This window comes from Shewanella sp. SG41-4 (assembly GCF_014164505.1).
Classification (GTDB): domain Bacteria; phylum Pseudomonadota; class Gammaproteobacteria; order Enterobacterales; family Shewanellaceae; genus Shewanella.
Genome location: NZ_JACJFI010000016.1, coordinates 1 through 21,296, shown reverse-complemented (window position 1 = coordinate 21,296; position 21,296 = coordinate 1). Strand labels below are relative to the sequence as shown.

The window sequence follows — 21,296 nt, the reverse complement described above, 5'->3', positions numbered from 1 at the left end:
ATCCATAGGTAACGTTACTTAATGTACAATACCTGCATGTGCTTTATCTACGCCATAAGCTTTACCTTCAGCATGACAAGTCGCACAAGACTCGACGGGCAGATTAGCCGTCGTTGCCGCGTCTTCAACTGTTGTCGCGCCATTGCTTCTGAAGTGAGCGTAAGCTGCTTCATTGGCGTGGGCGTGACATGAGCGGCAAGACTCTGCTACTGGTGAGATGTAATTGATCACGTCATTACTCTTGACCGCAATCGCACGTTTACCAGAAGTTAGGCCGCCATCGGCGGTGAAGAATTTTGCGTCGGCTTTATGACACGCCGTACACTCAGTTTGCACTGCAGAGTAGTTAACCAACTCGTTGGCGGTGTCACGATAGATAGAGGCGCCGGTGCCTCTGTTCATAATACCGCTGTGTAAGCGATGAGCAACAGTCACCAAATCATGGTTGTAGAATTTGACACCAGGCATAGCTTCATATTCAAACTCACCATCTGCATCTACGCCAGATTGGGTATACGCGCCTTCAAAGACAGAACCCGGAGTGGTATCGTTGTGACAGTTAGCACACTGGGTAAACGTAAGGTTGCCATAATGATGATTGACTAGCGTGCCGTGGCAGCTATTACAACCTTCTTCACTTGCCGTCATACGTTCTGGTTGGCTTAAGCGTCCCTCGTTAGCCTTGCTACCATCAGCTTCGGCAAGATTCCAGTATTTTGTTGGCATCGCAACTGAAATTCGATCCTGATGTTCAGAACCGTCACAAGCGGCTAATTCAAGTGCTTTATTATTACAAAGCAGCATTGATGATGCTAGATACAGACTTTGTTGATCAAGGTTTAAAAGACCCGTTGTTGTTACGGTTACCTTGCCTGCGGCATCTGCTTTAGCATCGACAAAATCCATCTGTAAGTTTGATGTGATAGTGCCTTGCTCATCTACGGTTCCTACCAATAGATAGGCAAGAGGAGCGCCACGACTACTCTGTGCATAGTCAGTGAAAGCAAAACCTTCGGCAACAGCTTGACCGTTAAATTGCACGTCAAGTGTGACTGATAATGAATCTTCATCATCAACGGCAACGCCTTCAGTGTAAGACACATTGCTAACCTTGACGTCAAGCGCTGCTATGGTCGCTGCACGATCGCCAATTTTATGGGCGTTAACAGGACTAAGATCACCTTCTGCATGACAAGCCATACACTGGCTATCATCGGCTTGGGCTAGGTTAAACTCTGAGTGGCCTGCGCCCGTCTTAAAGTCAACCTCCATATGACAACCTACACATGCTTGGGCATAGACATTTTTGTTCCAGCTTTCATCGCTGGTATGACAGCTAGTACAGTCTTCCAGATCGTTGGGGGAGCCAATTTTGCTGAACTCAAGGGCCTTGCCAGTTAGCAGATCTTGTTCAGCATTATAGGCACCTGAGTGAATGGTGTGAACCATAGGCCCCAAGTCAATGTTAAAGCCTAATTCTGCATATTCAGGGTCAGCGGCATTCGCTGGGTTATGACAGGCGATACAGTTTTCAACTTGCTGATAGTTATGATGAGCACCAATATTAGCGATGCGTTCATCACCTTCACCATAGCCAGTTATCTCACTGTGACACTTGATACAGCTGGTATTAGCGACTAAATCTTTAGCCGATACCGCAAGTTCACCGGTGGCAGGAATAAAATCGAGTGGCGCTGATAATAACTTATCACTAATCCCTTCACCTGAACTATCAGTCACATTGTAGGTACGAACCATCACTCTAAACAAGCTTTCTGGGTTGCCATCAGCAAGCACGACAGGCGCATTGCCATCATGTTCCCAAGTACCAGTATAAGTGCCAGGGTTTTCAGCATCGGCAACTAATGTACAAGCATCAACAACATCACCGCTGTGAGTAGTGGCTGAGCCGTCTAGGGTACAATACATGCTTGTGCCAAACTTATTGACCAATGCATTATTGGACCACACCATGGGTGCGCCAGTTTCAGTGGCATTTTCTACTTGGTTAGTAACATAGAGCGCGATAGTGTCTAAACCAACAAATGGAACCACGTCTCCGGTGTTATTTTTACCTGTCGCAGTAAATTTAATCGAAAAAGGTGCTGAACCGGTTACCACAATATCTGTTGGTGCTATGGTTAATACAAAATCGGCAGCGTTAGCTACTGTGTCGACAAATGATCCGGCTGGTAATCCTGAAGGGCCTGCTAAACCAGCGGCACCGGTTGCGCCATCCACACCATCTTTACCATCGTTGCCGTCACCACATGCGCTTAAGCTCAGAACACTAGCGAGCGCCAATGTTAATATAGATAAATTTATTTTTTTGTTCATCATCATTCCTTTACACTTTTTGATTGATCCGAACTGCTATCGCAGTGATTTCATCTTAAGGTAAGTTAGGAACGTTGTTGGGAATTTGTACTTGATTTGTGAAAGGTGATTATAGATGCTGAAAGGGCAATCCCTCTATCCGAAAACCCTTATTGCACAAAGTGAAAATAAAGTTAATATCCATCAATTAAACCATTTATTAAGCAAGGTCAGTAATTCCTGCCTAATGTCATTGTGGTAACGTCTGTGGGCTTGGGTTCTTTCCACTAAATAAGCTTTGGGTTGTTTGATAGAATCAAATAATCTGACAATATCCTGTTGGGGTAATAACTCGCATCTGAATCCCAGCATGCTGTCGAGTAACGCCATTTCCGATGAAGAGGCAAAAGCTATACTGTTCAAGGTCTGTAAGTGGGCTAACCACTCTTCATAATTAACCATCTTTTCCATGCGGCTTGTGCTGAGATCTTGCTCTCGGGCGAATTGTTCCAGAGGATCGATTTTATCGTTGAACCCCTTGGCGACTAAATATATAAAAGAATAGTTACAGATATCTTCGAGCCGGATATCGGGATATGACTGCCAAATGGAATGAGTTTCTTTGGCAACCAAACACACAGAGCCATTGTAATAGACTTTTTCACTGGTCAGTTCGTTGAAATCGCACGCCTCAAAGGCAATCCCAAAATCAAGTTCGCCCCTATGGATCATGTCGAGCGAGTTATCATTCCAAACATGCAAGCGCACTGGTCCCAACGTTTGTTGTATTGCCTTATCGGCCAGTTTGAGTGAGAGGCTTCGCATTAGCATCGGCTCCACAGCCAGTTGCAATATCGGCAGCTGGTCTTGACTCGCTTTTTCGGTGACCACCTGTTCTAGACTGGTTACGGAATTGATTAATTGATAAACGGGTTGATACAGGTTTTCGGCTAATAGTGTGGGCTTGAGCCCTTGCTGCCGCCGATAAAACAGATCATCATCGAAGGCAATCCTAAGCAAGCTGAGACTGCGGCTGATCTTGGATGCCGAAACCGCCAGCATTTTGGCTGCAATATTCGCCTGACCAGTATCAAAGATACATTTAAATACCAGTAGACTGAAAAAATCGAGTTCACGGATTTTCTTTTTAAGTAGCTGAGTCATTATGATGAAACTCTCTTAGAATAAATATCAAATAAGGAAATGATTTAACAGTGGTTTGCAGCATACGCCAGTTGTTACAGTGGTTACAATTTGTATACATCTTGCCTTGTACTTAGATGCAAAAATTGTGACTCAGTTATAATGTTTGAGCATGTAACTAATAAAAAACACAGCGAATAATAAAATGGCGAGATTAGGTTCTGTTGATAAAGGGCTTGTGATAAAAGGACTGATATTGGGCGGATGAAGCTACAAGGCGGATCAAACCGCTAGTGCTGCTTTGAATCTACTGGATAGCTCAGTATTGTCTATTTTACACTCATGAACGATATTTAATAATACAAGTTAATAACAAAATTCTGATAATAATCAGTAAACGGTCTTAATCATTACTGGTAGGGTGATTGTCCGACTTCTTCTGCTACTAACCATACTCGCATATCAAATTCTAGCTGGTGGTAATCTGCTAGCATAAAGCAGCATAACTGATAAAAAGCTTTGTTGTGTTCTTTTTCACGCAGGTGGGCCAGTTCGTGCACTACTACCATTTGTAATAGCTCAAACGGAACGTGTTTTAAGTGTGCAGCAATTCTAATTTCATTTTTGGCTTTAACTTTATTACCTTGGCGGCGATTAACATAAGAATGCAAACCCAGGGCATGGTGACTTAAGCTGATTTTTTCGTCAAAAATGACTTTGGATAATGGGTCAGACTGACGCATATAGGTATTTTTTAACGTTATTGTCATATCGTATAAGGCTTTGTCTGTACGAACGTCGTGTATTTTGGGGTAGCGTGTTAAAAAGTGAGCGGCTAAGGCGTTAGCATCAACGAGTTGGCGGATTTTCTCAACCACGTCAGGACGATAACCATTCAAATAGCGCAATGCACTTTGTTCACTTTGCTGCTTTTTAATGTCGGCACTGGTGACTAAAAGGCTGAGATCTGCTTTTGGCTTTAACGATTGGCTTGCCGACTTGACCGGCATTTTAGGTGGGGCTTTATGAGTTTTAACTTTAGTATCTGACATGGTTGTAGTTCAACTGATTTTTTGGCGTTACCGCTATCTGAGTCGGTATCGATAACGCCAATATAGAACGGTGAAAGCCGTGGGTTACACTTTACCGAAGATGAGTCGGTTATGCTGAACATAAGCAACGTCAAATGCATTAAGCTGGACGCGTTTAAGATCCAATGATTCAAAGTCAACTTGTGGCGGGTTACGCTTTAATTGCTCTTTAATAGTCAATGGTGAAATAAGCGAAACAGGCATGTCCATTAATTGAAGTACCGCTTCAAGTTTGAAACTGGTGGCACTGCCGGCAAACTTACCTTTTTGCTCACGTTCAATAATGGCTATTTCATCGACTTTGTAATCGTTCATGAGTTTTTTAAACGCAAAATCGAATTCACGAATTGAGTCAGTGCTAGCTGATTGTGAAATACTAAATGAAACTTTACGACATGCTGGCACGTTATAAGTTTCGCCTTCATAGGTCAGTAAACAGATAATGGCTTCGCCGCCTTTTAATTCCACACCACAAATTTTCATGTTAATCCTTACTGGTTTATTCATACGAGAGTGCCGTTGGCATGCTCGTTATCGTTCATTTGTTGTAAGGTATTGTATTACCTTACATTCATTATTCTGTCATCGAAAATGATTGGCCATTTATCTGCAGATTCTCCGCGATTTATGAGCCATTTAGTCTTCTGTTGTGCCGTCTTCTTCGATAATGACAATAGGTTTAACTTTGCGGCGCACTGGGGCATCACCGACATCGATGCCAGTAATAAAGCGTTTATCACTCTTTGGTGCCGCTTTAGCTTTTTTAGGCGCGCTAACTCTATTGCTGACTACAGCTGCTTTTGCACTTGTACCCGTTTTACCTGCTTGAGGCTTATCTTTTAGACCGCTAAATTTGGCTTTAAGGCCTTCGATTACTGTAGGTTCAAAGTTTTTGCGTAAAAATATCTGCACTTTTTTAAAGCTGTCCCAATCTTTAGGACCTACAAATGAAACCGCATCACCTTTAGCGCCAGCACGACCTGTACGGCCGATTCGATGGACGTATTCTTCGGCAAACTTTGGCATATCAAAGTTAATCACTAATGATACGTTGATTAAATCAAGCCCGCGCGATGCGACATCGGTGGTGACTAATATCTGCGATTGGCCACGAGCAAATTGATCCATTATCTGGTTACGAGCCGATTGCTTTAAATCACCACTGAGTGCTGAGGTGGCAAAACCTTGTGCTGCCAATAGCGTGGCTAAACGGTCTGTATCTGATCTCGTTGCGGTAAATACAATGACTTGCTTATGTGTTTCATGGCTCAAGATATGTTGCAACAAGGCTTGTTTATGGTCTAAGTGATCAACCAAAATAATCCGTTGCTCAATATCTTTATGTTCAGTGTAAGATTCACCGATAGACACATGGCTTGGTGTTTTAAGCAATGTTGTCGCAATTTCACCAATGCTGTTGTGATCTAACGTGGCCGAAAACATTAAGGTTTGGCGACGTTTATGATCGGCTGCATCGTTAATGGCTTTAAGTTGCGGAGCAAAACCTAAATCGAGCATACGGTCAGCTTCGTCAAGAACCAATAATTCTAAACCATTTAAATATAAATGGCGTTGTTGTAAGTGATCCGCAATACGTCCTGGTGTGGCAACAATAAAGTGCGGATCTCTGGACAATGCTTTGGCTTGGTCGTTAAAGTTTTCACCGCCGAGTACGCTAATGGCTTTATATTGGGTATTGGCGACTAATAAGCGTAATTGGCCATAAACTTGCTGGGCTAATTCACGAGTCGGTAACAAGATAAGTACCCGAGGATCTTTTTTCGACAATGCTCTAGTGGATATCACGCGTTGCATTGCTGGCAATAAAAACGCTAAGGTTTTACCTGAGCCGGTTTTAGACGATGCCATTAAATCTTTACCTGATAAGGCAATGGGAAGTGCTTGCGCTTGAACATCGGTAGGCGTAGAAATGCCAAGGTGCTTTAGACTGTCAAGCAGGCGCTTGTCCAACGAAAAATCGGTAAATTGCAAAGGTAAATCCCCTAAAAAATGATAGCCGACGATTATAGCTGTTTCACCTTGCTATAGCCAACAAGAGTCGCTTTAGTTATGCTATTTTTTAGCTTTATATTATTGACTGAGTTTGACGCCGCTATTGGTCGATTCAGGCTGGCGTATCGTAAAATGAATACCGAGCATGGAAGGAACGAAAGATGACAAAGCTCACCGTGGGATTAGCGCTAGGCAGTGGAGCCGCTAAAGGTTGGGCACATATTGGGGTATTGAATGGTTTAGCCAAGTTAGGTATTTATCCTGACAAAGTAGCGGGTTGTTCGGTGGGGGCGTTAGTGGGTGCTGCCTATGCCAATGACCACTTGGATGAACTTGAAACCTGGGTGAGTGGTTTTTCGAGTTGGGATGTACTCGGATTAATGGATTTGGGTTGGCGTAAAGGCGGCTTAATTAGCGGCGAGAAAGTATTTGATGTCTTAGCTAATCGTATTGGCGATCTCAATATTGAACAGTTAAATCGTCCCTTTGCAGCAGTCGCTACTGATTTATATTCAGGGCAAGAAATTTGGTTTAAAGAAGGTGACTTACGCCATGCTGTTAGGGCTTCATGTTCAATGCCGGGCTTTTTACCCCCAGTACAGCAAGGCCGCCGTTGGGTTGTTGACGGTGCGGTAGTGAATCCTGTGCCGGTATCATTAGCTCGATCTATGGGCGTTGATGTGGTTATTGCGGTGGATTTAAATGGTCATCGTCGTGGCCAAATGCACTTAATCCCAGAGCAAGTAAAAAGCCGTAAAGCCTCTAAGTCTGAGCCTATTGATGAAAAGCGCGAGCTTGAATCGGGCTTTATAGATTTATGGGGTAAAGGCAAAGATTACATGAATGGCTTAACCGATAAGTTTTCTTTGGGAAGTTCAAAATCTCATCCTGGTATGCTGGCGGTGATGTCGCAATCGATGGATATTTTGGAACAACGCCATAAACGTTCACGCTTAATGGGCGAGCCACCTGATATTTGTATCGTGCCGGATGTGGGTGACATTGGCACCATGGAGTTTCATCGCGCTAAAGAAGCGATTAAAGCCGGTGAGCAAGCCGTAAATGATATTAAGCATTTAATCGAAGCAACCTTAAAGTAACCTTGCAGCGGTATCGAATATGGTGGTGTGTTTATCATAAATACACCCGTTAACCGCCGCTAGGTCAATATTTGCTAGTTAATAGATGTTTTCCATTAATTCTGGGTTGTTCCCCTGCAAGGGTATTGTCAAACCTGCGCAGTCTGATGTGGTTGAAGAGACTATTCACTCTCATAGTTATCTTATTTCTATTTGGTAGTTATCTAATAGTTGTCTAATAGCTGTCTAATAGTTATCTCATGGTTATTGAGTCATTATCTAGTAGTTACTTACCCATAGTTCTCTACCCGTAATTATCTACCCGTAATTATCTAACGATAACGACCGAACAATTAGGTACAGTGGGCACGTTATTTATGTTGTTGATCTAGCCATTTAAGGTTCGATCAATGACTTAATATCGTCATTTCGCACCATTTAAAGCCGACAAATACAACACTTATGGTGTTTTGACATCATATTATCCTTCAGCAAAACATCCAAATCGTTAAATTATGTCGATTTTCTGCCATTGTATTACTCTGTCAAAATCAGTTGCAATTCCTACAATATCTATCGCTGATAGCAAGTGTTTTTTCAATATTAAGTACTGCCGACAATTATGATCTGGATCAAGGTAATGCTCAGCGTTAATGTGTCTAATACACTCTATCTTGTGTTGTGTGTGTATTTAAGCGCTATATATAGTGCTTGTAAAGGATGGCTGTATGCTTGTAGTAGTGAAAAGGGATGGATGCCGAACTGCGTTTGATGGATGTCGAATCAAAGAGGCTGTTGTGGCAGCAATGGAGTCTGCAGGTATAGCCGACCATCAATATGCACAGCAGTTAGCGCAGACGGTAGAGCAGCAAATGACTGTGAAGACCGAAGTTGATATTCACGAACTACAAGATGCAGTTGAAAACTTATTGATGTCGGGCCCGTTTAAGTCGGTGGCGCGTCATTACATTGAGTACCGTCACGATAGAGATAAACACCGTGAAACCCAGAGTAAATTAAATTGTGCTATTCGCGGTTTAGTTGAGCAATCGGATAGTGCGATTTTAAATGAAAATGCCAATAAAGATGCCAAAGTCATTCCGACCCAGCGTGATTTATTAGCGGGTATTGTGGCCAAGCATTATGCTAAAACCCATTTACTGCCAAAAGATGTGGTAGCCGCCCATGAAAAAGGCGAAATTCACTAACACGACTTAGATTATGCACCTTTTTTCCCGATGTTTAACTGCATGCTAATTGATTTGGCCGGCATGTTAACTCATGGTTTTAAAATGGGTAATGCTGAAATAGAACCGCCTAAGTCTATCTCAACTGCTACTGCTGTTACGGCGCAAATTATTGCCCAGGTGGCGAGCCACATTTATGGTGGTACCACGATTAACCGTATCGACGAAGTGTTAGCTGAGTTTGTGCAAATCAGTTACCAAAAGCACCTTAGCGTCGCAAAAAAATGGCAAGTGGCTGACGTAGAAGGTTATGCGATGACGCAAACCGAAAAAGAGTGTCATGACGCATTCCAGTCACTTGAATACGAAGTCAACACTTTGCATACCGCTAATGGGCAAACACCGTTTGTGACCTTTGGTTTTGGTTTAGGCGTGTCGTGGGAGTCGCGTTTAATTCAGCAATCGATGTTAACTGTACGCATGGCTGGTTTAGGTAAAAATCGTAAAACAGCAGTCTTTCCAAAATTGGTGTTTGCCATTAAAGATGGCGTGAATCATAAAGCGACTGATGTTAATTACGACATTAAAAAGATGGCCTTAACGTGTTCAAGTATGCGCATGTACCCAGATATTCTCAATTATGATCAAGTCGTGAAGGTCACCGGTTCGTTTAAAACCCCTATGGGGTGCCGTTCATTCTTGGGCGCTTATGAAGAAAATGGTCAATTGGTCCACGAAGGTCGCAATAACATAGGTGTTGTCAGCCTTAATTTACCGCGTATAGCGTTGGAAGCAGGCAAAGATGAACAGCGCTTTTATCAATTACTTGATAAGCGGTTGTTAATTGCCCGTAAAGCGTTAGAAACGCGTATTGCCCGCTTAGCTGGAGTCAAAGCACGAGTAGCACCAATCCTTTATATGGAAGGCGCCTGTGGTGTACGCCTAAATGCAGATGATGATATTAGCGAAATCTTTAAAAATGGCCGAGCATCAATTTCGTTAGGGTTTATTGGTCTTCACGAAACCATTAATGCTTTATATAGCAATGCTGAACACGTGTTTGATAATGCTCAATTGCGCGATAAAGCTGTCGCCATTATTAGTCATTTAAAGCAAGCCACTGAGTCTTGGAAACAAGAAACAGGTTATGGGTTTAGTTTATACAGTACCCCAAGTGAAAACTTATGCAGCCGTTTTTGCCAGCTTGATACCACCCAGTTTGGCGTTGTGGCAGGTGTGACCGACAAAGGCTATTACACCAATAGTTTTCACTTAGATGTTGAAAAGAAAGTAAATCCTTTTGATAAGATTGATTTTGAACAGCCTTATCCAGCCATCGCCAATGGCGGGTTTATTTGTTACGGCGAATATCCCAACATGCAGCACAATATTGAAGCGCTCGAAAACGTTTGGGATTACAGTTATAGCCGAGTGCCATATTACGGCACCAATACCCCGATTGATGAATGTTACGATTGCGGTTTTATTGGCGAATTCAATTGTACTAGTAAGGGCTTTGTGTGCCCTAAATGTGGTAATCATGAGCCAAGCCGAGTGTCTGTTACTCGTCGCGTGTGTGGTTATTTAGGCAGCCCAGATGCACGACCATTTAACTTCGGTAAGCAAGAAGAAGTTAAGCGAAGAGTGAAGCATTTATAATGTATTACAGCGCATACCATAGTGTTGATGTGATCAACGGCGAGGGCACCCGCTGTACGTTATTTGTCAGCGGTTGCGATCATGGTTGTAAAGGTTGTTATAACCAAAGTGCTTGGCGCACGGATGCGGGTCATGTCTTTAGCCAGGCACTAGAAGATCAGATCATTGACGATTTAACCGATACTCGTATTTACCGCCGAGGCTTGTCGTTAAGTGGAGGCGACCCGTTGCATCCCGCCAATCTTGAAGGCGTATTAAAATTGGTTACGCGGGTAAAGCAGGAATGCCCTGATAAAGATATTTGGTTGTGGACCGGTTATCAACTAACCGAACTCACACCGCAGCAACAAGCAGTGGTGAACTTTGTGAATGTGTTGATTGACGGCAAGTATGAGCAAGATAAAGCCGACCCCGCGCTATTATGGCGCGGTAGCAGCAACCAACAGATCCATCGTTTTACGCGCTAGCGTTTTATGTGAAGGCGTTAAGACTAGTCGCTTAATGTCTGCACTTTAATTGTAAGCGCGCTAATCGTTAGCACGTTAATCGTTAGCAAATAAATGTTTAACCCGCTAATCGTCAATCCGTTATTGATTAGAAAGACCCACAATATGGCGATAACGTTTAGTGCGCTGTTTAGTTTTATATTGATCGATTAATAAACTCCACAATGGTGAATCATTAATGTGTGGCTGCTTACCTTGGCTTATGCGGCGAAGCTGACGTTTAATAACGGCCATCGTCGCCAGTCCCGCCAAAGGTTTACTCTGCCAATTAACTGTTGGAATAGACGGGACAAACTCCGGCTGAATTTGCCATTTATTGGCTAAGTCGGGATAGAAGGCGAGAGCGCTAGCGATACCACATAAAGCAAAACCTGCATCAATGACTTGTTGAGCCACAGGTAGGCGATAAATACCGCCGGTTAACATTAATGGAATAGGGCTACGCTGGACCAATTGCGCTGTTAAACTTAAAAAATAAGCCTCTCTGGCTAGCGTTCGCTCATCGGCACTGCGACCTTGCATGGCTGGAGCCTCGTAGCTGCCGCCTGACAATTCGACCATTTCAACTTGAAATTGTGCCAACATATTAATGACTTTTTCTGCATCGTCGACATCAAAGCCACCGCGTTGGAAATCGGCAGAGTTGAGTTTTACTGCTATGTCGAAATCGGCACCACATTTAAGTCTCACTTGCTTAACCACTTCGAGTAATAACTTGGCACGATTTTCAAGCTTTCCGCCCCATTGGTCATTACGTTGATTGGTTAACGGCGATAAAAATTGAGCGAGTAAGTATCCATGTGCAGCATGAATTTCCACCCCATCAAACCCAGCTTGTTGAGCCAATTGTGCTGTGGTAACAAACCGTTGGATAACGTCTTCAATGTCTGCCGTTGTCATCGCTTTTGGTTGAGAGAACATGGATGAGTGTTTGCCTAAATCGAGTGCTATGGCTGAAGGGGCTAGATTTTTACCACCCATCGCTTTAAACACCTGACGACCAGGGTGATTGATTTGCATCCATATTCTAGCGTTATTTTGCTTCGCTATTTTGGCCCATCGGATGAACGGCTCAAGTGCGCTATTGGGATCTAATACTACTCCGCCAGGGCCTGTCATGGCTAAGGGGTCAATCATCACATTACCCGTAATCATTAATCCAACGCCGCCTTTTGCCCAAGCATCATACAAGTTGAACAATGCATCGTCTGGTTGTTGCAAGGTATTGGCGAGGTTTTCTTCCATTGCGGCTTTGACCAATCGATTGGAAATGACTGCACCATTGCTCAAGGTGTATGGTGTAAAAATGGTATTAGCCATGAAATAAAATCCTAAGGTAACCTGCTGAATTAATGTGTTGTTTATCCTACATGTAGCCTAGATAGTCAATTATCCTTATCCTAAAGGTATGAAAAAGCACTGCGATTAAGCAGTGCTTTGATCATCTCGTACTAAATTAGCAGCTAGATTTGCAGTTGAATTTTGAACAAACAAAGCTTACGTTGAACGAGCTTAAATACGATAAGTTAGGGTTAACTTTGCATTACGCTCTTCGCCGGGTAATCCGCCTAAGAACATCGCCTTATCGTAGTAGGTTTCATTAAATAAGTTATTAATGTTCAATTGGATTTTATAACGTTCAACGTCATAACTAATCGCTGAATCGATTACCGTATAACTTGGCACATAACCATCTGGAATACCAAATGAGCTAGAGTGTGTGCTGCGTTCATCGACATATTTAGCCCCAAGACTGATTGATACCGGTGCTGGTAAGGCAAATTCTGCGGCATAAGTTACCCAAGCGCCCGCTGTGACGTAAGGTACACCTTTTTGGCGTTGGCCATAATCACTACTATTTGGATTTTGATTGTCTCTAGCATCTTGGTAAACCGCGTTAACGTTGACTTTCCATTGGTCACCTAAATAAGCATTCAGATCTAACTCCACCCCTTTAGTATCTTCGCTGCCGTCGTAAAAATACGGGAAGATATCTGGTGTTGCTTCGCTGCTTTCGTATTCTGGATTGGTATAAGCCACATTAGTACGTGATGTTTTGAAAAAGACCAAAGAGGCGAGCAATTGATCATCAAATGCTTTGGCACGAATACCTAAATCATTACTGATAGATTGAGAATCTTCACGGTCCGCTTCATTGCCTTTTACATCGCCTAATACACTGTATGCTGTACGGCCTTTTGAGTGATTAACGAAAATAGAGATATCGTCAGTAGGCATATAAGTTAGGCCTAAATTGTAGGTTACACCGTTATCGGTGGTATCCGCTTCTGGTTGAGGGTCAGCTAAGCTACTACTGTAACGAGCATCGACACCCAAGTGTTCATAACTTTGTTTAATTTCATTGAATGCGACACCAATACGGCTAGTAAATCCGCCACCTAAATAACCCACATGTTGTAAGCCCAAGCCCCAAGCTGTGACAGATTTATTGTAGTTACTGGTTAATAATGGATCGTAGTCTTCAAATTCACCTTCGCCCCAATTTGGGTTACGGATATCATAAATATACGGTAGCGAACCTTGATATGACAAATTACCATCGGTATCTTTCAAGGTGTAATCAGCGTCGTAAATTGAATATTGTTTAAAGCGAATATCGCGATCTTCAAAGTTAGCATTAACTAATAATTCGTTACTGATATTGCCAATGTCGAAGTCATAACGTAAGTCGGCAAAATACTGCCATGACTTTTCTTCTGCCGAGACTTTGCGGTATTCCTGACGACGAGCTGCATACGGATATAGGGTGCCATCTTCAACCAAAGGTGCGCGTGGGTCGGCGTTAATTACGCCACTACGTTGCCAGTAAACATAGTTGTAAGCCCCTGTTTGACGAGCAAAACTGGTTTCGTAATTACGGTATTGCAGTTGTTGGTTTAAAAATAAGTCATCGGTTAAGTACACATTATGGCTTAGTTTAAAGCGCAACTCTTCGCCTTCATTGTCTTTAGCCATTGGTGAGATAAGACCGTTATGACCAAACTCATACGGTGTTAGGCCATCATTTGCGCTTAACGAGTCGGTTAATTGTTGGCGCTGATCGTCTGTTAGTTGTAAACCATTATTGGTAGGGTCGTTGACTAAGTCTTGCCAGCTGACTTCACCAGCGGTTTTTCCATCGACTGAAGCTGCGTTATAAATGCGGATAGGATGGCCGATTGAATCGACGGGGATCGCATCGCTAATATATGCTGTTGATAGCATAATATTTTGGTTGTCATTCAACACATATTTAAGCGAGCCATATATTTCATCGCGGTCGGTACCAAGATCTCGATAACCTGTACTACGAGCTGTTTTCGCCACCAGACGATAGGCTAAATCGTCAGTTATACCACCAGTAGAATCAGCCATGAGAGAATAGCTATCCCATTGACCCACTTCGGCTTCAAACAACTGTTTACTGTCAAATTGAGGTTTTTTCTCAATAAGGTTAATCACTCCTCCCGCGCTACCCATACCATACAGACCAGTAGCAGGGCCTTTGAGCACTTCAACGGAACTCACGTTGGTTAGTGAACGAGTTGGATTAAAGGTGTTACCTAATCCAGCACCGCCATACATACCATCGTAAGTGTAGTTGGCGCCTAATCCGCGCACGACCAAATTATCGCCGATACCATAATTATTACCCGCTTGGGTTACGCCGCTGATATTACGAACTAAATCTTGCATGTTGGTGATGCCTTGTGCATCAATTAATGCTTCATCAACAATCACTACCGCCGCAGGCGTTTCCATCAGCGACATATCAGATTTGGTTGCTAAACCCGAGTTCATCACTACTTGGTTTTGTCGGCCATAAACCGTTATTCGTTCATAGTTGGCTGAGGGTGATGCATTGGCCGTGTCATCTGAAGATTGTGCTGCAACCTCTGATTGGGAAGTCGGCGTTTGTGCGTGAGCATAAACAGGAAACAGTACACTTTGACAAGCAAGGGCAAGTAGAGATAAACGTAGTGGCGTCATAATGGGTTAGACTCTTTATTAACATTATTACGAATGATAATGATTATCATAAGTATTGCAATGGTGTTTTTAGATAAATGTAACGTGAAACAGGTTTTGCTGATTTGGTTGCCGACCGATTGAACAATTTGTGCAAGGAGTGAACAGGGTGAACTTGCCAGTAAAGGGAATAAATCATGTTGAAACTTAGGTAATAAGTGGCTTAAGTAGATTTGTGTTGGTGATACGATAATTACACCGTGTCATCGCACTTATGATTAGTTGTAATGTGATAATATCCAGATTGTTTGTTCAGGCTGAAAAACTTTGCCTGTACATTCATATATGAAGCGTTTGCTATTCGCATCTTAGGTGGTTTTGGGTATATAATCTGCCTCCGAAACGGTGTTGTGATAAACGTATAAGCGTAAATGATTCACCAACACACCAAAGCACTTAAGGTAATAAAATGAATTTAAAGCAAGAACTGCAAACATTGAACGATAAATTAGACAAGTTTCGTCGTAAGTTAGCAGCGGCTGAAGCACGTGGCGATGCCACTATTGTCCTGCAGTTTAAGAAAGAAGTGGCGACAGTGACTAAGCGAATCGCCAGCATTAAAGGTCAGCAAACTCGCGAGTTCAGCAAAGAAGGTTTAGCGTTGAAAGCGTTAGGATTTAAGCGCACGCTGACTAAAGCCGAACAAGCCGATATGGGTAAGTTAAATAAATCGGTTAAAGGTTTAGTTGTTGTGCATCCTTTAACGGCATTAGGCCGTGAAATGGGCATAAAAGATGTGACAGGTTTTGCGCCTGCTAAGTTCTAATATTTTCTTTTACAGTTAGTAGTCGTAAGGTTAATTCATGTCGGTAAAGTATATCGCAACATCTAAGTTACCCACTCCTTGGGGTGTTTTTGCTATGCACGGTTTTGAAGAAATCGCGACAGGTAAAGAACACGTTGCGTTGACATTTGGTCAACTGGATCCCACTCAGCCCATGTTAGGTCGTATTCATTCTGAATGTTTGACCGGTGATGCATTATTTAGTTTACGTTGTGATTGTGGTTTTCAATTACAAGCAGCAATGCAGAGTATTGCTGAACAAGGGCAGGGGTTTCTGCTGTACTTGCGCCAGGAAGGCCGTGGGATTGGGCTGCTTAATAAAATTAGAGCTTATGAGCTGCAAGATGCCGGTGCCAATACCGTTGAAGCGAATGAGCGTTTAGGCTTTGAAGCTGACATGCGTAAATACGACATGATTTTGCCGATGTTAACGCAAATTGGCGTGACCAAAGTGAAATTAATGACCAATAACCCGCGTAAAGTGATGGCGATGCAAAATATGGGTATCGAAGTCGCAGAACGTATTCCGTTACAAGTGGGCAAAAATCGTTATAACGAATCATATTTAAAGACCAAATCAACCGAGTTGGGCCATATGATGTCTGAATACCATTTCCACGATGAATAATCTGGCACAATAATAGTCTAAATGATGATGAAACAAAGGCAGAACATACCGCTAATTGGATCATCATTGTTTGATTATTTGCGTTTTATGCACGTTTCCTTCCGTTTAATCTTGATGATATTGCTCGTTGTCAGCAGCAGTATTATTCATGCTGCTGAATTAACTCCTACAACACCACCTGAGCTGATCACTGAACCTGACGCATCTCATTATGCATTTGCCAATTATTTAGGCAGCGGTGTTTATCGAACGTCAGGCCAAAGCGCGGCTGTCGCCAATATTCCCATGGGGTTTGTGCTTGACTCAACAGATGAATATTTGTTGAAACTACGCTTTACTGCATCATTCGGTTTTTTTGATTACTCCTTTAATGACTTACCTCAAGGCAGTATTCCTAACAATGTCGGCACCATTACTCTAACCCCTGGACTTGAATATCATTGGCTGGTGGACGACAAGTTAACGCTAGAGAGCTATGTTGATTTAGGCTATGGACATAATTTTTCAACTTACAGTCATGTGGGGGTTTTTTCCACTGGCGTTTCTGCACTCTATAAACTTGATGCGCCTTTGTTCACCCCTATTTGGGTAAATCGGATTTATTATGCAGGTTACCAAAGTAATCAAAACGACAGCACAGAAGGCTATTCGGTTTTTAAAACCGGAATCGATTTTGGGGTTAATTATGATTGGCAGTGGCAAGATGTTCGTGTTGAGCCGAGATTGTTTATTGCAGGACATTGGTATTTCGACAAACTAAAATTTGTTACCCCAGTTGGCAAGGATGTTTTAACTTCATACACTTATGAAATTGGCACAACGTTAGCCTTTTCAAAGCCCATCAACTTTAGTGCGATAGGCTTAGACAGTGTCGAAATTGAACATTTTGGATTAAGTTATCAAGTTGGTGGCGGGCTTAAAGTTTGGCGATTAATTTTCGAATTTCCGTTATAAACCCTACCGATAATTTACATTAATAAACTAATTTGAACCTGATCCCCAAATATCCGCATTAACAGGGGCTGCAGATCCTGTGGTGGTTTTATCTGAGTTTGCTTGAGGTGATGCCGCTTTATTTGGGACTGTTTTAGTTAAGCTCGATTTAACTGAGACGGCTTTAGTTGCCATAACTTTCCCTTTAGCAGGCCGAGTTTTACTCGCAAAAGATCCGCGGCTATCTTCTTTCGGTGGCGGCAAAGGTAACTTGTTTGCTTTAAGATACAAGTATTCAACTTTATCGCGAGCCCAAGGGGTTTTGCGCAAAAACTTCAAGGTTGATTTTACACTCGGATTATCTTTGAAACACTGAATGTTTATCCTAGATGCGAGTTCTTCCCAGCCGTACTTTTCAACGAGTGAAGTCACGATAGTTTCTAGTTTGATGCCGTGAAGCGGATTGTTTGCTTGTGTCATGGACCGTGCGAGCTAATTAAGTTTGGCAATATTATACCCACATTGTCGCCAAAGTGATATCAACACAAAAACGGCAGCCGAAGCTGCCGTTTATTGATGATATTACCATCTATAGTTCGTTGGCTAGTTCAACTTGATCTTCTTCATCAGTTTCAATATCACCTTTGCCTTTGGTTTTAATAATAACCATTATCGCAATAATTGCGGTAGTGACTAAACCTGCAATGGTTGACACTGTCATCGGTAAACCTGCTCCTAATGTTGAAGAGTTCAGCATAAAGCTAATTACAACACAGGTCATGAACATAGCGGGTACAGTACAAATCCAATGGAATTTATTGTGGCGCAATAAGTAAGCTGAAGCGGTCCATAACATTAATACCGCCGTGGTTTGGTTTGCGACACCAAAGTAGCGCCAGATAATACCAAAGTCGACTTGAGTCAACACGGCACCGACGACAAATAATGGTAACGCGAGCATTAAACGCTTCGGTAATTCGATTTGTTTGATGTTAAAGAACTCTGCCAAAATTAACCGTGCTGAACGAAATGCGGTATCGCCAGAGGTGATAGGTAATACGATGACACCCAAGATAGCCAAGAAGCCACCAAATGTACCTAACAGCCCATTAGAGGCTTCGTATACGACGTTAGCTGGGTTGCCAGCCATTCCGACATTCAATCCTTCAACCCCACCAAAGAATGATAATGCAATTGCACACCAAATTAATGCAATTACACCTTCACCAATCATGGCACCAAAAAATACAAAGCGGCCGTTTGATTCATTCTCAACACAACGAGCCATTAGAGGTGATTGTGTTGCATGGAAACCCGATACTGCACCACATGCAATCGTGATGAACAAGGCTGGCCATAATGGCATGTCATTTGGGTTTAAGTTGCTAAAGAAGTCACCCATTTCAAAACCAGGTAACATGGTATGTTCGGTTGATAATGCTAACGCTATAATCAGTCCAAGTGACATAAAGACCAGTAATGCACCAAAGAATGGATATAAGCGACCAATAATTTTGTCGATAGGTACTATGGTGGCAATTAAATAATAAACAAAAATGATACCAACAAAGATGGTGACATCGAGTCCGGTAAGTTTGCTTAGTAATCCTGCAGGAGCAGATATGAACACCACGCCAACTAACAATAATAAGATAATGGCAAACAAGTTCATAAAGTGTTTGGCATTTTTACCTAAATATTTACCGGCCAAGTTAGGAACTGATTGACCGTTATTGCGTACCGATAACATCCCCGAAAAGTAATCGTGTACTGCACCGGCAAAAATACAACCAAATACAATCCATAGCATCGCCGCTGGGCCATAAAGGGCACCTAGGATCGGACCAAAAATTGGACCCACACCAGCAATATTTAACAATTGAATTAAATAGACTTTCCCTTTAGACATCGGCACGAAGTCGACACCGTCTGTTTGAGTGAAAGCGGGTGTTTGTCTTTGGGTGTTAATGCCGAATACTTTCTCGACAAAAGCCCCGTAAATAAAATAGCCGCCAATAAGCAGGCCTACACAGAGTAAAAACCACGTCATTTTGTTATCTCCCCATTTTTATAGTGACACCATTTTAAAACATCAAAATAGGGTATTGGGGGCAAACTGAGTGACAGGTTAAAAAGGCAGAGTAAGCGGTAAATAGGCACCCTGAGCGGTTTTGGTTGTGAGATAAATTTGGGGCATGTCACGCTTTATGTGGCGTAAACCTAGTTATTGAAATCCAAGTAACTGCTTTAACTCTTTAAGATAACGACGTGAAACAGGAACTTTTGCCCCACTATGGGTAGTGACTTCTGCGCCAGTGTCGGTGATTTCAATTTCAGAAATAGCACCAGGGGCCAGTAAGTATTGTTTATGACAACGAAATAACGTGGTTTTTTGCTCTAAAACCTTAAGGGTTAATTGAGTGTGACTAAAACCTTTATTTGAGCACACATGAATACCACCTACATCGCTGACAATAAATTCTACATCAGCGGCAGCAACAACTTTTAGCTTACTGCCACTGTAGCAGGGTAAATGGGCTAATTGTGTCGGCAATATTTGCGTCATTGGTTGTGGCGTCATGTTGGAGCGGACTTTGTCTAGAGTTTGGTTGAAGCGTTTTTCATCGATGGGTTTAAGTAAATAATCGAATGCATTGTTATCAAATGCTTTGATTGCATATTCATCAAACGCGGTAATGAACACCGCTCGTGGCATTTGTTCAGGATTAAGCATGGCGATTAATTCCATGCCATTTATCCGCGGCATTTGAATATCAACAAAAATCAGATTGGGTTTCAGTAGGTTGATTTGTTGTAAGGCCTCGATGGCATTACTGCACTGTCCAAGTACTTTTATATCAGAATGTTTGTCGAGTAAATCTGCCACTTCTTGACGGGCGAAGGGTTCATCATCAATGATTAAGCACGAGATCATTGGTCAATTTCCTTTAACGGTAAACGCACACTAACACGGGTGAACACGTCTGGTTCACACTCAACTTCAATGCCGTATTGGCTGCCAAATAAATTCTGAATTCGTTTGTGGACTAAGTTCATCCCTAAACCATCAGTGTTGTTAGAAGGTTGATATAAACCTGCATTATCTGTCACGTTGAGCAATAAGTCGTCACCGTCTAATGTGGCTTTAACATTAATAATGCCAGCATCAAGCATCCGCGATGTACCGTGCTTAACCGCGTTTTCAATTAACGGTTGTAAGGTAAATGCAGGCATTTTCTGGTGATGATAAATAATAGGAATATCAATATTGACTTGAAGTTTGTCAATAAAACGAGCTCGTTCAATAGCGAGATAAGCGTCTATATGCTCAAGTTCATCAGCCATTGTCACCAGCCCTGTTGTTCGGGTCAAATTGATGCGCAAAAATTGCGATAACTGCTGCAATAATTGTTTAGACATTTGCGGATCACGCTTAATAATTGCACTGATGGTATTGAGTGCATTAAATAAAAAATGGGGATTAACTTGAGCTTGTAGCAATTTTATCTCTGCTTGCATCAGTAAGTGTTGTTGTTGTTCAAAGCGACCATAAAGAATTTGGTTAGACAATAACCTCGCAATGCCTTCGCCTAAGGTGCGGTTGATGTTTAAAAACAATTTGTTTTTAGGTTCGTATAATTTAATGGTGCCAATGACTTCGTCGTTACTGCGCAACGGAATAACTAGGCTTGAGCCTAAACTACAGTTGGGCGATATAGAACAGGAATATGTGGTATCGACACCATCAGCAAACATAACACTATTTTGTGTGATGGCTTCAAGAGTGATTTTTGAGGAAATAGGCGTATTAGGAATATGGTGATCGGCCCCAATACCAATAAATGCAAGTAACTTGCTGGTGTCGGTAATGGCGACTGCGCCGACTTGCGTTTCTTCTATTACAATCTGGGCGACTTTTTGACTCGAC

Annotated in this window: 16 protein-coding genes and 1 pseudogene; 6 read left to right on the top strand and 11 right to left on the bottom strand. The window is 42.4% G+C overall.

Going from position 1 to position 21,296, the window contains the following annotated elements:
• Positions 1–18: 18 nt before the first annotated feature.
• The 5 genes from H5202_RS03130 to H5202_RS03110 all read right to left on the bottom strand — a co-directional run bounded on the left by H5202_RS03130 (position 19) and on the right by H5202_RS03110 (position 6,542).
• The gene (locus H5202_RS03130; protein WP_182770763.1) at positions 19–2,337 is read right to left on the bottom strand and encodes an OmcA/MtrC family decaheme c-type cytochrome; all 2,319 of its coding nucleotides are present in this window, start codon (positions 2,335–2,337) and stop codon (positions 19–21) included.
• A gap of 183 nt (positions 2,338–2,520) precedes the next feature.
• Positions 2,521–3,480: a LysR family transcriptional regulator gene (locus tag H5202_RS03125; RefSeq protein ID WP_182770762.1), complete on the bottom strand. Its 960-nt coding sequence runs from the start codon at positions 3,478–3,480 to the stop codon at positions 2,521–2,523.
• A gap of 389 nt (positions 3,481–3,869) precedes the next feature.
• On the bottom strand, positions 3,870–4,469 hold the full coding sequence (locus H5202_RS03120) for a M48 metallopeptidase family protein (protein ID WP_259397173.1): 600 nt from the start codon (positions 4,467–4,469) through the stop codon (positions 3,870–3,872).
• A 126-nt stretch (positions 4,470–4,595) separates the two neighbouring features.
• Positions 4,596–5,033: a DUF3010 family protein gene (locus tag H5202_RS03115; RefSeq protein ID WP_182770761.1), complete on the bottom strand. Its 438-nt coding sequence runs from the start codon at positions 5,031–5,033 to the stop codon at positions 4,596–4,598.
• Between the two features lie 153 nt (positions 5,034–5,186).
• Positions 5,187–6,542, bottom strand: coding sequence for a DEAD/DEAH box helicase (locus H5202_RS03110; protein ID WP_182770760.1), 1,356 nt, complete (start codon positions 6,540–6,542; stop codon positions 5,187–5,189).
• Positions 6,543–6,724: 182 nt separating this feature from the next.
• Here H5202_RS03110 and rssA point away from each other — a divergent pair, with 182 nt between their 5' ends.
• The 3 genes and pseudogenes from rssA to nrdG all read left to right on the top strand — a co-directional run bounded on the left by rssA (position 6,725) and on the right by nrdG (position 10,955).
• The gene (rssA, locus tag H5202_RS03105; protein ID WP_182770759.1) at positions 6,725–7,663 is read left to right on the top strand and encodes a patatin-like phospholipase RssA; all 939 of its coding nucleotides are present in this window, start codon (positions 6,725–6,727) and stop codon (positions 7,661–7,663) included.
• Positions 7,664–8,370: 707 nt separating this feature from the next.
• A pseudogene (gene nrdD, locus H5202_RS03100) lies at positions 8,371–10,488 on the top strand (anaerobic ribonucleoside-triphosphate reductase).
• Positions 10,488–10,955 carry an anaerobic ribonucleoside-triphosphate reductase-activating protein gene (gene nrdG, locus H5202_RS03095; protein ID WP_182770758.1) on the top strand — a complete coding sequence of 156 codons (468 nt, stop codon included), beginning with the start codon at positions 10,488–10,490 and terminating at the stop codon, positions 10,953–10,955. Before nrdD ends, nrdG begins: the two are co-directional and overlap by 1 nt.
• A gap of 120 nt (positions 10,956–11,075) precedes the next feature.
• Here the strand turns inward: nrdG and H5202_RS03090 are convergent, their stop codons facing one another.
• Positions 11,076–12,314, bottom strand: coding sequence for an NADH:flavin oxidoreductase/NADH oxidase family protein (locus H5202_RS03090; RefSeq protein WP_182770757.1), 1,239 nt, complete (start codon positions 12,312–12,314; stop codon positions 11,076–11,078).
• Between the two features lie 192 nt (positions 12,315–12,506).
• A complete protein-coding gene (locus H5202_RS03085; RefSeq protein WP_182770756.1) occupies positions 12,507–14,984 on the bottom strand; it encodes a TonB-dependent receptor in 2,478 nt (825 codons plus the stop codon).
• A 448-nt stretch (positions 14,985–15,432) separates the two neighbouring features.
• Between H5202_RS03085 and H5202_RS03080 the strand changes: the two genes are divergently transcribed.
• The 3 genes from H5202_RS03080 (at position 15,433) to H5202_RS03070 (ending at position 17,389) form a co-directional block, all read left to right on the top strand.
• Complete coding sequence (locus H5202_RS03080) at positions 15,433–15,789, top strand: YibL family ribosome-associated protein (RefSeq protein WP_182770755.1); 357 nt, start codon at positions 15,433–15,435, stop codon at positions 15,787–15,789.
• A 37-nt stretch (positions 15,790–15,826) separates the two neighbouring features.
• Positions 15,827–16,435 (top strand): GTP cyclohydrolase II, encoded by a 609-nt coding sequence (gene ribA, locus H5202_RS03075; RefSeq protein WP_182770754.1) that lies wholly within the window; start codon positions 15,827–15,829, stop codon positions 16,433–16,435.
• Positions 16,436–16,501: 66 nt separating this feature from the next.
• Positions 16,502–17,389 (top strand): hypothetical protein, encoded by an 888-nt coding sequence (locus H5202_RS03070; protein WP_259397172.1) that lies wholly within the window; start codon positions 16,502–16,504, stop codon positions 17,387–17,389.
• Between the two features lie 27 nt (positions 17,390–17,416).
• Here the strand turns inward: H5202_RS03070 and H5202_RS03065 are convergent, their stop codons facing one another.
• From H5202_RS03065 to H5202_RS03050, 4 genes are all read right to left on the bottom strand, one after another.
• On the bottom strand, positions 17,417–17,848 hold the full coding sequence (locus H5202_RS03065; protein WP_182770752.1) for a VF530 family DNA-binding protein: 432 nt from the start codon (positions 17,846–17,848) through the stop codon (positions 17,417–17,419).
• 109 nt (positions 17,849–17,957) lie between these two features.
• Positions 17,958–19,418, bottom strand: coding sequence for a carbon starvation CstA family protein (locus tag H5202_RS03060; protein WP_182770751.1), 1,461 nt, complete (start codon positions 19,416–19,418; stop codon positions 17,958–17,960).
• Between the two features lie 174 nt (positions 19,419–19,592).
• Entirely contained in the window at positions 19,593–20,303 is a 711-nt protein-coding gene (gene btsR, locus H5202_RS03055; RefSeq protein ID WP_182770750.1) for a two-component system response regulator BtsR, read from the bottom strand.
• A partial coding sequence (locus tag H5202_RS03050; protein WP_182770749.1) for a histidine kinase occupies positions 20,300–21,296 on the bottom strand: 997 nt, incomplete at its 5' end. The genes btsR and H5202_RS03050, both read right to left, overlap by 4 nt.

Bases quoted from the DNA above. Each gene is read 5' to 3' on its own strand.
- H5202_RS03085 (WP_182770756.1), bottom strand. From the start codon at position 14,984: ATGACGCCACTACGTTTATCTCTACTTGCCCTTGCTTGTCAAAGTGTA.
- H5202_RS03080 (WP_182770755.1), top strand. From the start codon at position 15,433: ATGAATTTAAAGCAAGAACTGCAAACATTGAACGATAAATTAGACAAG.
- H5202_RS03115 (WP_182770761.1), bottom strand. From the start codon at position 5,033: ATGAAAATTTGTGGTGTGGAATTAAAAGGCGGCGAAGCCATTATCTGT.
- H5202_RS03125 (WP_182770762.1), bottom strand. From the start codon at position 3,480: ATGACTCAGCTACTTAAAAAGAAAATCCGTGAACTCGATTTTTTCAGT.
- H5202_RS03065 (WP_182770752.1), bottom strand. From the start codon at position 17,848: ATGACACAAGCAAACAATCCGCTTCACGGCATCAAACTAGAAACTATC.
- H5202_RS03090 (WP_182770757.1), bottom strand. From the start codon at position 12,314: ATGGCTAATACCATTTTTACACCATACACCTTGAGCAATGGTGCAGTC.
- H5202_RS03120 (WP_259397173.1), bottom strand. From the start codon at position 4,469: ATGCCGGTCAAGTCGGCAAGCCAATCGTTAAAGCCAAAAGCAGATCTC.
- btsR (WP_182770750.1), bottom strand. From the start codon at position 20,303: ATGATCTCGTGCTTAATCATTGATGATGAACCCTTCGCCCGTCAAGAA.
- ribA (WP_182770754.1), top strand. From the start codon at position 15,827: ATGTCGGTAAAGTATATCGCAACATCTAAGTTACCCACTCCTTGGGGT.
- rssA (WP_182770759.1), top strand. From the start codon at position 6,725: ATGACAAAGCTCACCGTGGGATTAGCGCTAGGCAGTGGAGCCGCTAAA.
- H5202_RS03060 (WP_182770751.1), bottom strand. From the start codon at position 19,418: ATGACGTGGTTTTTACTCTGTGTAGGCCTGCTTATTGGCGGCTATTTT.
- H5202_RS03130 (WP_182770763.1), bottom strand. From the start codon at position 2,337: ATGAACAAAAAAATAAATTTATCTATATTAACATTGGCGCTCGCTAGT.
- nrdG (WP_182770758.1), top strand. From the start codon at position 10,488: ATGTATTACAGCGCATACCATAGTGTTGATGTGATCAACGGCGAGGGC.